The following is a 13,199-nucleotide window of genomic DNA, read 5'->3' as shown; positions in this document are numbered from 1 at the left end:
CAAAATTTCAACCAAAATGAATAGTTGTTTAAAAAACTAATTAAGTTTTAAATTTTTGCTTACTCGAATAAGTCAATTAAATGCAAAAACGTGGTAGTGAGTATATTAAGTTTATGTTAATCGAGATTGAAAATCAATATGTCTTTATACTTTTGCACTACTTATTTTAATAAAATAGAAGTATGAAAAAAATCTCTACTCAATTAGTAACATTATTCTCAATGTTGTTGCTTTGCAACGTCGCTTGGGCACAGACAGTCCTAAGAGGTGTTGTAACTGATGGCACCAATCCGGTTGCGGGGGCATCTGTATTAGTACAGGGCACATCGGCAGGTACATCGACTGATGCAAATGGAGCTTTTACCCTGAACTCTCCAAAAACATCAGGTGTTTTAATTTTCCGCGTTCTAGGATTCAACACTAGCGAAATCAAATTCGCAGAAGGACAATCTGATTTAGGAACAATTGTTTTACAAGCTCAAGAAGATGGTGAAGCAATTGGTGAAGTAGTGGTAATTGGTAAAGGTATTATTGATATCGCCGATAGAAAAACGCCTATCGCTGTATCAACCATTACACCTTTAGAAATTCAAGAAAAAAGTGGTGCTAACGTTGAATTCCCGGAATTAATGAAGAACACCCCATCAATCTACGTTGCCGACCAAGCAAGTGGTTTTGGTGATTCTAAAATGTTCGTTCGTGGTTTCGACCAATCGAATACGGCATTCTTATTAAATGGTCAACCTATCAATGGTATGGAAGATGGTAACATGTACTGGTCTAACTGGTCAGCTATGTCTGATGTTGCTAACTTGATCCAGATTCAAAGAGGTCTTGGTTCTTCTAAATTAGCTATTTCTTCAGTGGGTGGTACAGTGAACATCGTAACTAAAGCTACTGACATGGTAAGAAGAGGTTCCGTAGGTATGTCAACTGGTAATGATGGATTAGCAAAAGCTATGATTTCTTACAGTACTGGTATGCAAGGAAAATGGGGGGTATCATTTATGTTGAACGGATGGAGAGCTGATAAAAAATATGCTCTAGGTACTGCAGGTGCTGGACAAAACTATTTTGTTTCTGTGGGTTACAAGCCAAATGATAACAACACCTTCAACTTCATGATCTTTGGTGCTCCACAGTGGCACGACCAAAACTTCTCTAAACCTTTAGAGACTAGCTACAGAGAAATCGGTCCTACAGGAAATAAAACTAAAGTTATTGCTACTCCAGGTTATGATATCACTGGTGAAAGAGGTAACTCTAACTACGGTTGGTACAACGGTGAAGGTCTTTCTCAAAGAACTAACTTCTACCACAAGCCAGTAACGAACTTAAACTGGGACTTGAAAATTGATGATAAATCATCTCTTTCTACCGTACTTTACGCTTCAATGGGTAAAGGTGGTGGTACTGGTATCTTGGGTAATGGTCCAGGTTATACCGTTAATGGTTTTAACGCAGCAAATGGTACTACAAACTGGGATGCCCTAGCTGCTATTAATGCTGCTCAACCTAACAAAATCTCTAGCGGAAACAATGGTTCTGCATTAAGAGCTTCTGTAAACAACCACTTCTGGTACGGTTTGGTTTCTAACTACAACTTCGAAGCAAACGAAAACTTCTCTTTCAACTTAGGTGCTGATTTACGTTTCTACAAAGGTGATCACTTCCAACAATTGATTAACCTATTAGGTTCTGAAGGTCGTATCGCCGATAATAAAACTCGTGAAAAAGGTTATGTAGTTTCTGAGACTTTCTCAACTAACCCTTGGTCTTCATTGTTCAATAGTGCTGATGTAGATCAAAGAGTAGGATATGACAACTCCGAGAAAATCAATTACCAAGGTCTTTTTGGTCAAGTAGAATATAGTTTAGATGGATTCACTGCATTCGTTCAGGGTTCCCTTTCTAACCAATCTTACCAAAAAATCGATCGTTGGAACTATGCTGAAGGCGAAAAGAAATCTAAATTCGATAACAAATTCGGTTACAACATTAAAGGAGGTGCTTCCTATACTTTCGAAGATGCACACACAATTTTCGCTAATATTGGACAATACTCCCGTCAACCATTCTTAGATAACGTATTTGTTTCTAATACGGTAGATTTTGTAGATCCTTCAGTGGATAATGAAAAAATCTTCGGTGTTGAGGCTGGTTATAAATATTCTAACCCAATCGTTGCAGTTAGCTTCAATGCTTACTACACAAAATGGGATAACAGATTCACTGATTACACAGCAAGAGATTATACTGTAGGTGGAACAACATACCCTGATGTAACTTACTTATTCACTGGTGTTGGTCAGCTTCACAAAGGTTTAGAATTAGAATTTGATGTAAACGTTCTTTCTAACCTTAAATTAAGAGGTTACGGATCAATCGGTGACTGGAAATATGATGGTACATCTCCTTACCGTGTAAGAGATAACAACTCATTTGATATCGTTTTCGAAGATAAAGCAGGTCAAGATTTAACTGGTGTAAAAGTAGGTAATGCTGCACAGACAACTTTTGGTCTTGGTGTTAAATACTTTATCCTTCCTCAATTCTCAATCGATGCTGATTACAACCACTATGCTAGATTATACGGTAATGTGAATGTAGATGACGTAATCAAATCATCTTTGAACAATGAAGTTTACCAACCTGAAGAATTAAAAGCTTATAACGTAGTAGATGCTGGTTTAAGCTATACTTTCAACTTGAAAAACGGTAAAAACATTAAATTCAGAGGTAATGTGAAAAACCTTTTCAACGAGAACTACTTCTCTAGAAAAGATGCTTTCGGTTATTTCTACGGTTTAGGTACTACTTGGAACACAGGTTTGACTTACAACTTCTAAGCAAAAATTTAATTCCAATAAATATTGAAAGTCCCTCGGTTGTGCCGAGGGACTTTCTTTTTATAATGTTGTTCATGCCAGCTGGCTGTTTACCTGTGTTTTGACAATTTGAGTAACACTTATCGAAACCTAATGACATTATAGTGCAATGAAAAAACTGCCTTAATATTTTGGCGATAGGGTACCAGACGGCAATGTCCTTATTTAATTCTTTTAGTCATAATTAGAAGTGAAAATTTGGACTAAATTTATAAGAAGTTGATGACAGGATGTTGGCCCTGAAAAACATTGATTTCTTAATTTCTATATATAGAACCCCATCGGGGCAATGTCATTAAGTTAAGGTTTTTTGTGTCATCCTGACGCAGGAAGGATCTCGGAACAATCCAAATCAAAGAACCGAATATTAATTTTTGAATTAGGGAACAGTTCCTAAATCTTCGATTTAGGAGGACAGTGTCCTTTTGTGGAAAACCGTACAGATCCCTTACTAATCGTTCAGAATCAAAATTTGCTAAAGAGGGATTCAGAGTGAAGCGAAGAATCTATTTTTTATTTATTTAGAGGTTTTTGTCATCCCGAAATCGTAAGATGAGGGAACTATTTTTTTACTTTATGCCCATAAAAGGAGATTTGTTGTAAAATATTTCACCCACGCAGTGGGTTCGCCATTACAGACATCAAGTTTCTACAAAGATTTCACCCCCTCTAGGGGTTATTATCTGTCCTAAAAGGATAAAGGAGTTAATCACCCTAAAGGGAGATATTATTGTTAGGATTGCAAGAGGTGGGCTTATGCAATAAGCCCCTACAAAATCGGCTACCTTTCCATCCTGGTTCAATCCCCGATCTTGGCCCATCCTCTCATCCGTTCCATCCTGGTTCAATCCCTGATCTTGGTCCATCCTCTCATCCCTTCCATCCTGGTTCAACCCTAAAAATTCGGTTTCAACAGATATTTATCATAGAACCTAAAGATATGTTCAGTAGCTTCTTCCGCTGTATCCACCATTCTGTATAGGTTCAGATCTTCCTCGCTGATATATTTATTGCCAAGCATGGTGTTTTTGATCCAGTCAAAAAGGCCGTTCCAGTATTCAGTACCAACCAGTACGATAGGGAAGCGGGCAATCTTACCAGTTTGTATCAATGTAACAGCTTCAAACAGTTCGTCCATTGTCCCGAACCCTCCTGGCAATACGATATAACCTTGAGAATATTTCATGAACATAACCTTGCGGACAAAGAAATAATTAAACTCCAGTAATTTATCGCGGTCAATATATTTATTGTGGAATTGCTCATGTGGCAGTTCAATGTTCAGTCCTACCGACTTACCTCCGGCCGTATAGGCTCCTTTATTGGCAGCTTCCATGATTCCTGGTCCACCACCTGATATAACACCGTACCCGCGGTCTGCCAATAGCCTCGCAATCTCTACGGTCATTTGATAATATTTATGCTCATCCGGTGTCCTTGCCGATCCAAAGATCGAAACACAGGGGCCAATCTTAGCCAATTTTTCAAACCCATCTACAAACTCCGACATGATCTTAAAGATTTGCCAAGAGTCTTTTACCTTAATTTCTTGCCAAGTTTTATTGGCAAATGAATTTCTGATTTTATCGTCTTTAACCATTTGGTCTTTTTGTTTTTTGTCCATGAAAGGGCTTTTTTCGCCCTTTTCGATGTAATATAAGGTTTTATATTAAATTTTTCGAAAGCTTGATGATTGTTGTTATTATCATAAAAAAACATAAATATTTCAATTAAATTTTGAATTATTAAACTGATTTAATACATTTATCAAACGTAAACCTATTCACGACTGAAAAAATCTTAAACCTATAATGAATAGACGGGACTTTATTAGTAAAACCGCTTTAGGCGCAGCTGCAGTTACCATAATACCTAGACATGTCTTGGGTGGTAATGGCTTCTTGGCACCTAGCGATCGTCTCAACCTAGGATTTATCGGTGTAGGCAAGCAGATGTACGGTCTTTTGAACCAGTTCATGAAAATTCCGGAGGCCATGGTCATTGCGGCTGCTGATGTGGATAGTAGCAAACTGAATAATTTCATTGGCAAGGCTAATAAGCTGAATGCCGCTAAGGCTGCTCATCAGGTCCAAGGTTTTGGACAGTATAGGGATTTGCTGGCCATTAAAGATATAGATGCCGTAATCATTGCTTCTCCTGACCATTGGCATGCCATGCATGTGGTTGATGCCGCAAAAGCAGGGAAGGATATCTATTGCGAAAAACCTCTGGCTTTGACCATCGATGAAGGTCGTGCAATGGTAAATGCAGTACGGAAATATAAAAGGGTTTTGCAGACAGGAAGTATGCAGCGCTCCCAATATAATTTTAGGCAGGCAGCTGACCTGATCCGCAATGGTTATATCGGTGATATCAAAGAGGTCAATGTATCGGTAGGAGAGCCTGTAAAGGAATGTGATCTGCCTTCCATGCCAACCCCTGCACATCTTGATTGGGATTCGTGGATCGGCCCATCGCTTTACCGTGGCTATAATCCAATCTTAAGCCCAGCTTTAGATGCCCCTGAATGGTCCCTATGGCGACTGTATCATGGATTCGGCGGTGGATATGTAACGGATTGGGGAGCCCACATGTTTGATATCGTTCAATGGGCCTTAGGAATGGACCAATCAGGACCTGTTTCTTTTACTCCGCCAGATATACCCATGGCGAAGGAAGGTCTATATTTCACCTATAAAAATGGAATTAAAGTCCATCATAAATCTTGGGGGAGCTTCAATGCTATCCAGTTTTTAGGGACAGAAGGTAAGATTGAAGTATCCAGGGAATTCCTGAGATCTGATAAAGCGGACCTCCCAAAATTACAGATTGCCGAGAAGGATCGGAAGGTGTACTATTCGGAAGACCATTACCAGGATTTCGTTGATGCCATCAAAAAACGTTCTAAACCAATCTGTGATGTTGAAATTGGACATAGAACCGCTACAGTATGTAATGCAGTCAACATCGCCTATCAAATACAGAAACCTATCAAATGGGATCCGAACAAAGAAGTGTTCGACAGCCCATTTGCCAATAATCTAAAGGGTAGGGCATACAGAGGGAAATGGGATTATTTGGATTTTTAAATTAGAGCACACATAGATTTGTTTCATAAACCGATGCGCCAGATATTCGAAAGAATTCTGGCGTGTTTTTTTGCTCTTTATTTTCGTAATTTTGAAAAATGAACTTTTCGTCAAAACTATTGGAACAGGCTGTGGAAGAATTTGGAAAACTTCCCGGCGTCGGTAAAAAAACAGCTTTACGCTTGGTCTTGCATCTCTTGAAACAATCTGATGCCGAGGTGAGCCGTTTTACTGAATCCTTGGACCGATTGAAACAAGACATTAAATATTGCCGTACCTGTTTTAACATCTCTGATTCTGAGCAATGTGAAATCTGTGCTTCCCCGAAGCGTGATAAAGCCTTGATCTGTGTTGTCGAAGATACCCGTGATGTAATGGCTATAGAAAATACCAACCAATATAGTGGAGTTTACCATGTGCTTGGCGGCTTGATATCACCTATGGAAGGAATAGGGCCAGCAGACCTGAAAATCGAGGGTTTGATAGACCGTGTACGTTCCGGTCAAGTCCAAGAAGTAATTCTAGCACTTAGTGCAACCATGGAAGGGGACACCACGATATTTTACCTCTACCGCAAATTGAAAGAGTTCAATGTGCAGATCAGTACCATTGCCAGGGGTATTGCCTTTGGTGGTGAACTGGAATATGTAGATGAAATCACTTTGGGGAGATCTATTGCAACAAGAGTCCCATATGAACGGAATGTCGGTTAATGTTCTGTTTTCATCTTGCTGATGATCCAATAAAATCCAACCCCACAGAAGATCAATATCAATCCTGCTGATGTCCACAAGGTAGAATAGCCAAAGTGTTCAGCTGTATAGGTTCCTAAGAAGGGAGAAAATATATTGGCAGCAGCAAAAGCCAAAGAGTTAAAGCCCATATAAGCGCCCTGATTGCTCCGACTGGCTCTGTTGATGGCTACGGTGGCTGTAAATGGTAATGTTAACATCTCTCCAGTGGACAGGAAAAACATGGCTAGGTACAACCAGGCAATCCCAAAGTCTGCCGTCAACATCAAGTAGGACATTCCAGAAATCGCCGTTCCCCAGAGCATAATCTGCCGGACTGAAAATCGATGTTCCACTACATGGACCAGTACCATCTCAAACAATACGATCACAAAACCACTAAATCCAAGCAATAAACCGATTTCATCGGAGTGGAGATTGTGCGCCTCTTTATAGAAGAGCGGGAGTGTACTCAATAATTGAAAGAATGCCATCGAGAACAAACAGCATAAAATATTGAATACAATAAAGAGTCCGTCCTTATAGGCATTTCTGACAGGTTTTTCATCTTCAATTTCCTGAACCTTCGTCTGACCTATTTCAGTCCTTGCTTTTCTGTTTCTAAAGAAATATATAAATACAATAGCTGCACAGGCTGCAGCGATGGCATTACCGTAAAATATCCAGTTATAGGAAAACTTAGCTAAAAAACCTCCTAATGCCGGGCCTATGGAGAAACCAAGGTTCACTGCCATCCGGTTTAGGGAATAGGCACGGGTGATGTTTTCAGGCTTGGCATACCTTGCTACAGAAACGGAGTTGGCTGGACGGAAGACGTCCGCAACCAAGGTCAAGATGAAGATCATAATGGCCAAGCCCTCAAAGGTCCTGAAGTTAGGCAGTAATAAGAACAGCGGAATGACCAAGATCAAGCTCCAGGTCTGTACCTTGAAGTTCCCGAATTTATCGGTTAACCAGCCTCCCAGCCAGGATCCGCAGACTGAACCTAAACCAAAACAGCCCAATACGAGACCTATCTGCGTTTTGCTGAATCCTAATTCCGAGGACATGTAAATCCCCAAAAATGGAATTACCATGGATCCCGCACGGTTGATCAGCATAACCAATGCCAATAGCCATGCAGCAGGCGATAAGCCTTTATAGGAGTTGATATAAAGTCGTACTAATGCTCTCAATAGTGTGTTTTATCTAAGCAATCCTGCTTGCTAGGTTGTCTAATCTTTTGTCTATGCTATAGGTCGTTGCTATACTTCGCTTCGTCCCTTTCTTTTTGTCAAGAATAAAATCTATCCTGCCTAAGTTAACCCCAGAAAAGCCCGTTTGGTTTACCAAGGTTATCTGGTTGTCCAGATTCTTCACCTCAGTCGGTTTGTCCAAGAAAGTATGGGTATGCCCACCTATGATCAGGTCAATATGCCTTGAATTCTTTGCCAGCATCAAATCTGATACTTTTTCCGTATCGTAGTTGTAGCCAATATGCGAAAGGCAGATAATCAGGTCACACTTCAACTCGTTTTTTAACTTCTGTGTATATTTAGCGGCGACCTCGATCGGATCTGAAATCTTAACACCTGCATAGCTTCGCGGATCAACCATACCTTTTAAGTCTACACCGACTCCAAAAACACCGATTTTTACAGAATCTCGCTCGAACACCAGATAGTCCTTGGTTTTTCCTTCCATAATGGTTCCCGTAAAATCATAGTTGGAAGTGACAAAAGGGAAGTTCGCCTTGTCAAAATGCTTAAGTAATCCCGGTAATCCATTGTCAAACTCATGGTTACCGAATGTTCCTGCATCATATCCTAATTTCGACATGAGTTCAAGTTCTACCTTGCCATCAAAAACATTGAAATAGGGCGTGCCCTGAAACATATCTCCTGCATCAAATAACAGCACGTTCTTTTCTTCCGAACGGATCTTCTGGATGAGGGTGCTTCTTCGGGCCACTCCGCCTAAACCTTGTAACCTTGACCCATCCATGGGATAAGGTTCAATACGGCTATGTACATCGTTCGTATGTAGAAAGGTAATCTTTACTTCTTTAGATTTACTATAGCCTACAAATGGAATGGAACTCAAGGATGCGGTTGCTCCCAAAGCCATTACGCTTTTTAAAAAGCTCCTTCTATTCAATGATCTTAACTCTTCCATCTAATTTTGCTTCTACTTTTTTACCTTCTTTTGTTAATTCCTGTACATAGCTGATCAAAGCTTCGCGCACTCTTTCTGCAGTAACATTCTTACTGATGGGACTGTTGAGCCCTCTAACGAGATCACCTCCGTTGGCAATGAAGTCGTAAGTGACCAACTTATAGGTTTTATTAGGATCGATATCTTTCCCGCCAATCTTGAAACTTTGGATTTTCTTGTCCTTTATGACCTGTTCAACATTCCCTAAGGGCTGACCATTGGTTTCGGCAATAAAATCTGCCAATACCTGAACATCCGTTCCCTTAAGTTCCAATATGGTAATGTAATTCTCGAATGGCATGACCTCAAAAATAGAACCTACGGTCACATTGCCCTGTTTGATGCCAGAACGGATACCGTCTTTGGTAGCCATGGAAAATACTACCTCCGGGTCGACTTTTTTGCCGATGGCCAATAGCGCATCTGAAAAGAAGTTGCTCAATTCTGACTCAGGAAGATTGCGGTTTTTTATCAGTGCCTCTGGTGCATATCCCAATACCTCGTTCATCTTATCCTCAAGTTGGTTCTTATAGGGTAAAATGTAATTTGTAATCGCTGTATCTTCCGCAATCTGATTGTTGATTGCCAACATTTGTTTGTTTGATACAGCTGCTTGGTAAAATGTGGTCTTACAGGAGCTGAAGACCATAAGCACAGTGGCCCAGAATAGGACGCTGTACTTGGATAGCTGTGTACTCATATTTTGAAATTATACGCAAAGGTATTAAGATTGCCCTGAATCCAAAAGATTTTGAATATAAAAGAAGTGCTGAATGTTAAAGATTAATATTCAGCTAACCATTCCTTAATTCCTACCGATGCGTTCCTCAAAATAGCAGTTCACAAAATGTCTTGCCAAGGCAAAGGATAACCCATTGTCGCCCAAGGTAGAAACCTGTAGGCTGCACCCTGTCGCGATCTTGCTCATGGAATAGGTCTGGATCTGTTGTTGGATCGGAGTAATCATGAGCATAGAGGTTCTGGCAAAGCTTCCAGAAAGCACAATAGTTTCGGGGTTGAAAACTTGCATAAAAAGGGATATTGCCCTGCCTAGTTTGCTGCCCAGTTCAGAAATCAGCTGAATGGCATATTGATCACCATCCATGGCAGCCTGGATAATATGTTCAGGTGTCAGCTGCAAATTTTCATATTTTGATACGATTAGGGTAGGGATGCCAGCTTCAATGTCCCGGGTAGCCTTGTTTACCAGCGCAGTACCGGAAACCAAGGTTTCCAGACAGCCACGCTTGCCGCAGTAGCATAACTCGCCATCGTTGACAAAACTGATATGGCCCATTTCACCGGAGAATCCATCTTTACCCAAATAGATTTCCCCATTGGAGACTATCCCCAAGGAAATTCCCCAATCTAAACGGATCACTAAAGCATCCCTTTTCCGCTTCAGTTTTCCGTAGAATTTCTCTGCCAAGGTTGCAGCCTTGGCATCATTGATAACCTTGGTTCTCTTGTTGAACTCATGTTCCAGATGGTTCTCTAGGTTGAATCCTGCTTCGTAAAAATAAGTGAAGTTCTCACCTGAGTAACGGTCAATTAGCCCCGGCATAGAAATAGATATCCCAGATACTTGCTCCATGTCCAGTTTTTGATCCTTGATGTATTTTTTAACAATGATCAAAAAGGCAGGCAGTTCCTTTAGGTCCGTAGAGATTTCAAATTGAAATTGCTGCGGAATATTGAGAATGTTGCAATTGTTGTCTACCAGAGCGATACGAATAGACCTGCGGTTGATTTCTATGGTCAGAACTCGAAACAGACTGTCGCTTAATTGGTATAAATTAGGTTTTCTTCCACCTAAGGATTCACCACGTTCGTGCTGATTCAGATATTTCTTCTCCACTAACTCCACCATCAACGTGTTCAAGGTTGGAAAACTTAAGGTCAAACTCTTCATTAAATCATTTACCGAAGCATTGTCAAGTTCATAAACGGCTTTTAATAATTTAAGTTTTTTCTTCGCTGATTTGGCAGTTTTTTTAGATAAGCCCGATGGACTCACTAATAGCTTTTCAATAAATTTCATGTTTGTTTGAGTTAATAAAATCTCATCGTTAATTTTTGAGGCTTAAATCAAAGTTCAATCACAAGAATTAACTCAATTAAATTAAACTAATGAATAAATATTTAAATTTTAATCTAAAATAAATAAAAAAATTAATATTCAAATTAAAAAATGCTTATAATGAGTCTAATATGTTAAATTTATTTGAAAGTAATATGTTTTATTGTAAAATTTTACAAAATGAATGTTAATAATTTTAATTGGATACGGTTTTGATAAAATCCTGAGTTAATATCTTATTTGGCTGATCATAGGTTTACAGCATACTTTCCGAACAGATCCTTTGCTGATTCTGAACGTTTGGTGAAGAATCTGTGCGGTTTCCCTCTCACAGATCCTGTCATCCGAAGGTTAAGGAACTGCACGACAATTCCATTCTTAGCTTTCCTTGACTAATTCTGAGTTATTCGGAGACCCTTCCTATGTACGAATGACAAGTTTGTTAGAACTGTGTTTCTAGCCTTCAGTTCCATATTTATTTATCCGAAGAATTTTTCTAGCCGCCATACATCCTCAGTGGGGATGAATTATTTTAGCATGAATGATATTAAACAATATAGGAGTAGCGAAAAACTGATGTTCGATTAATCGAACATCAGTTTTTCGCTACATTTAGACTAACGTGCCATGTTTGCTAAAATAATGGAACCCCGAAGGGGTTCTATAACTCAAATTTCAGGGCCTAAATGTTTTCGTGGAAAAAGACTGTCATCACCTTTCTTTAAATTTAGTCCAAATTTTTCAATCCGGATATATTCTTGTTTAATCCTCTCATCCTTTGCATCCTGGTTCATTCCATGATCTTGGTCCATCCCCCCCATCCCGTACCTAGAGCGAAGCCGATGGGCATCCTGGTTCAAAAATAAAAAAAGGGGCACTCTTCAAGCGCCCCTCTTTATTATCCAAAAACACCTTTTTCAAGGCATTCTCTAATTTTACTTTTTGTCGATCTTAAATAATTTACCGCCATCAGTAACGCTGTACAATGCTCCATTTTTACCTTGGATTACATCTCTAAAGCGTTCACCTTTATCCGCTAATAATCTTTCTTCGCCAACAACTTTGTTGTCCTTGATGACCAATCTAGCGATATGCGTACTGCTCAAGCCTCCGATGAATAGGTTGTTTTGCCATTCAGGAACATTCGAACCTGTGTAGAAGGTCATTCCACTAGGTGACAATACGGGGTCCCAATAATAAACTGGTTGCTCCATACCTTCCTTTTGTTGGATAGGAGGGTTACCGATTTGATCTCCTTTATATTCGATACCATAGGTAATCGTAGGCCAGCCATAGTTGTTTCCTGGTTTGACCAAGTTGATTTCATCACCTCCTCGAGGTCCAAATTCTGAGTCCCAAAGTTCTCCGGTAACGGGGTTGAATGCCAAACCTTGAACGTTTCTATGTCCATAACTGTAGATTTCTGGTTTTGCATCACCTTTGCCGGCAAAAGGGTTTCCAGCCGCTGGTTTACCATCGGTTGTGATTCTTAAGATCTTACCTAGGGCAGAATTTAATTGCTGTGCTTGCGGACGAGTTTCAAGGTCTGAACGCTCTCCTGTAGACACAAATAGATTACCTTCTTTATCAAATAAGATACGGCCACCATAGTGCAGCTTACCGTTGTAGGTTGGCAAGGCTTGGTAGATCACTTTAGCGCCTTCAATGCTTTTTTCATCCTGTGATAACTTACCTTTGGCTACGGCAGTATGGTTGCCCCCTGAAACAGGTTCTGCAAAAGTCCAGTAAACCATTCTGTTGTTGGCAAAGTCAGGATCTAGGGTGATGCCCAATAAGCCGCCTTGACCTTGCGAATCTACTTTTGGAATACCTGTAATCGCTTCACCGATGGTTTTTGCATTCGGGTCGACGATACGCATGGTACCTTCTTTCTCAGTAATCAATAGTCTTCCATCTGGGAGCTCTGCAATTCCCCATGGAGTTTTTAGACCTTCAACAACCACCGCAGCTTCATAAGGTGAAGTAGTCTTTACGCCTGCAATTCGGGTTTGACCCTCAAATGCCGGTTTGTAATCTGTATTTCCTGGTTTTGTTTCAACAGGCGGGTATTTCGTCGTGTCCTGTACTACTGCGGTTGAATCCTGCGGTTCTGTACCGTTGGAATTCGCTCCTGAACAAGCCACGAACGCTGTAGTTGCTGCCAAAAACAATGCGTTTGAGAAGTGTTTCTTCATGT

General features: G+C 40.1%; 9 protein-coding genes. 3 read left to right on the top strand and 6 right to left on the bottom strand.

Features of this window, described 5'->3' with window-relative positions:
• The first annotated feature begins 182 nt into the window (after nucleotides 1-182).
• A complete protein-coding gene (locus tag NMK93_RS13505; protein ID WP_185218400.1) occupies nucleotides 183-2,849 on the top strand; it encodes a TonB-dependent receptor in 2,667 nt (888 codons plus the stop codon).
• 934 nt (nucleotides 2,850-3,783) lie between these two features.
• On the opposite strand, the gene NMK93_RS13500 is transcribed toward NMK93_RS13505, so the two are convergent.
• Nucleotides 3,784-4,488 carry a TIGR00730 family Rossman fold protein gene (locus tag NMK93_RS13500; protein WP_093097958.1) on the bottom strand — a complete coding sequence of 235 codons (705 nt, stop codon included), beginning with the start codon at nucleotides 4,486-4,488 and terminating at the stop codon, nucleotides 3,784-3,786.
• A gap of 211 nt (nucleotides 4,489-4,699) precedes the next feature.
• Here NMK93_RS13500 and NMK93_RS13495 point away from each other — a divergent pair, with 211 nt between their 5' ends.
• Both NMK93_RS13495 and recR read left to right on the top strand, forming a co-directional pair.
• Nucleotides 4,700-5,977 (top strand): Gfo/Idh/MocA family protein, encoded by a 1,278-nt coding sequence (locus tag NMK93_RS13495; protein WP_254527855.1) that lies wholly within the window; start codon nucleotides 4,700-4,702, stop codon nucleotides 5,975-5,977.
• Nucleotides 5,978-6,075: 98 nt separating this feature from the next.
• Nucleotides 6,076-6,690 carry a recombination mediator RecR gene (recR, locus tag NMK93_RS13490; protein ID WP_185218398.1) on the top strand — a complete coding sequence of 205 codons (615 nt, stop codon included), beginning with the start codon at nucleotides 6,076-6,078 and terminating at the stop codon, nucleotides 6,688-6,690.
• Here the strand turns inward: recR and NMK93_RS13485 are convergent.
• The 5 genes from NMK93_RS13485 to NMK93_RS13465 form a co-directional block, all read right to left on the bottom strand.
• The gene (locus tag NMK93_RS13485) at nucleotides 6,687-7,904 is read right to left on the bottom strand and encodes an MFS transporter (protein WP_185213686.1); all 1,218 of its coding nucleotides are present in this window, start codon (nucleotides 7,902-7,904) and stop codon (nucleotides 6,687-6,689) included. The genes recR and NMK93_RS13485 overlap by 4 nt on opposite strands.
• Before the next feature lie 13 nt (nucleotides 7,905-7,917).
• Nucleotides 7,918-8,883: a bifunctional UDP-sugar hydrolase/5'-nucleotidase gene (locus tag NMK93_RS13480; RefSeq protein WP_185213687.1), complete on the bottom strand. Its 966-nt coding sequence runs from the start codon at nucleotides 8,881-8,883 to the stop codon at nucleotides 7,918-7,920.
• Nucleotides 8,858-9,622: a 5'-nucleotidase C-terminal domain-containing protein gene (locus NMK93_RS13475; protein WP_237235631.1), complete on the bottom strand. Its 765-nt coding sequence runs from the start codon at nucleotides 9,620-9,622 to the stop codon at nucleotides 8,858-8,860. Before NMK93_RS13475 ends, NMK93_RS13480 begins: the two co-directional genes overlap by 26 nt.
• 105 nt (nucleotides 9,623-9,727) lie before the next feature.
• Nucleotides 9,728-10,963 carry an ROK family protein gene (locus tag NMK93_RS13470; RefSeq protein WP_254527854.1) on the bottom strand — a complete coding sequence of 412 codons (1,236 nt, stop codon included), beginning with the start codon at nucleotides 10,961-10,963 and terminating at the stop codon, nucleotides 9,728-9,730.
• 974 nt (nucleotides 10,964-11,937) lie between these two features.
• The gene (locus tag NMK93_RS13465; RefSeq protein WP_254527852.1) at nucleotides 11,938-13,197 is read right to left on the bottom strand and encodes a PQQ-dependent sugar dehydrogenase; all 1,260 of its coding nucleotides are present in this window, start codon (nucleotides 13,195-13,197) and stop codon (nucleotides 11,938-11,940) included.
• Between the last annotated feature and the right edge of the window lie 2 nt (nucleotides 13,198-13,199).

This window comes from Sphingobacterium sp. LZ7M1 (assembly GCF_024296865.1).
Lineage (GTDB): Bacteria > Bacteroidota > Bacteroidia > Sphingobacteriales > Sphingobacteriaceae > Sphingobacterium.
This window is presented reverse-complemented; position numbering and strand designations above follow the sequence as displayed.

What these genes read in the sequence shown, in the direction of transcription:
- NMK93_RS13495 (WP_254527855.1), top strand. Translation starts at nt 4,700, where the DNA reads ATGAATAGACGGGACTTTATTAGTAAAACCGCTTTAGGCGCAGCTGCA.
- recR (WP_185218398.1), top strand. Translation starts at nt 6,076, where the DNA reads ATGAACTTTTCGTCAAAACTATTGGAACAGGCTGTGGAAGAATTTGGA.
- NMK93_RS13475 (WP_237235631.1), bottom strand. Translation starts at nt 9,622, where the DNA reads ATGAGTACACAGCTATCCAAGTACAGCGTCCTATTCTGGGCCACTGTG.
- NMK93_RS13465 (WP_254527852.1), bottom strand. Translation starts at nt 13,197, where the DNA reads ATGAAGAAACACTTCTCAAACGCATTGTTTTTGGCAGCAACTACAGCG.
- NMK93_RS13505 (WP_185218400.1), top strand. Translation starts at nt 183, where the DNA reads ATGAAAAAAATCTCTACTCAATTAGTAACATTATTCTCAATGTTGTTG.
- NMK93_RS13480 (WP_185213687.1), bottom strand. Translation starts at nt 8,883, where the DNA reads ATGGAAGAGTTAAGATCATTGAATAGAAGGAGCTTTTTAAAAAGCGTA.
- NMK93_RS13470 (WP_254527854.1), bottom strand. Translation starts at nt 10,963, where the DNA reads ATGAAATTTATTGAAAAGCTATTAGTGAGTCCATCGGGCTTATCTAAA.
- NMK93_RS13500 (WP_093097958.1), bottom strand. Translation starts at nt 4,488, where the DNA reads ATGGTTAAAGACGATAAAATCAGAAATTCATTTGCCAATAAAACTTGG.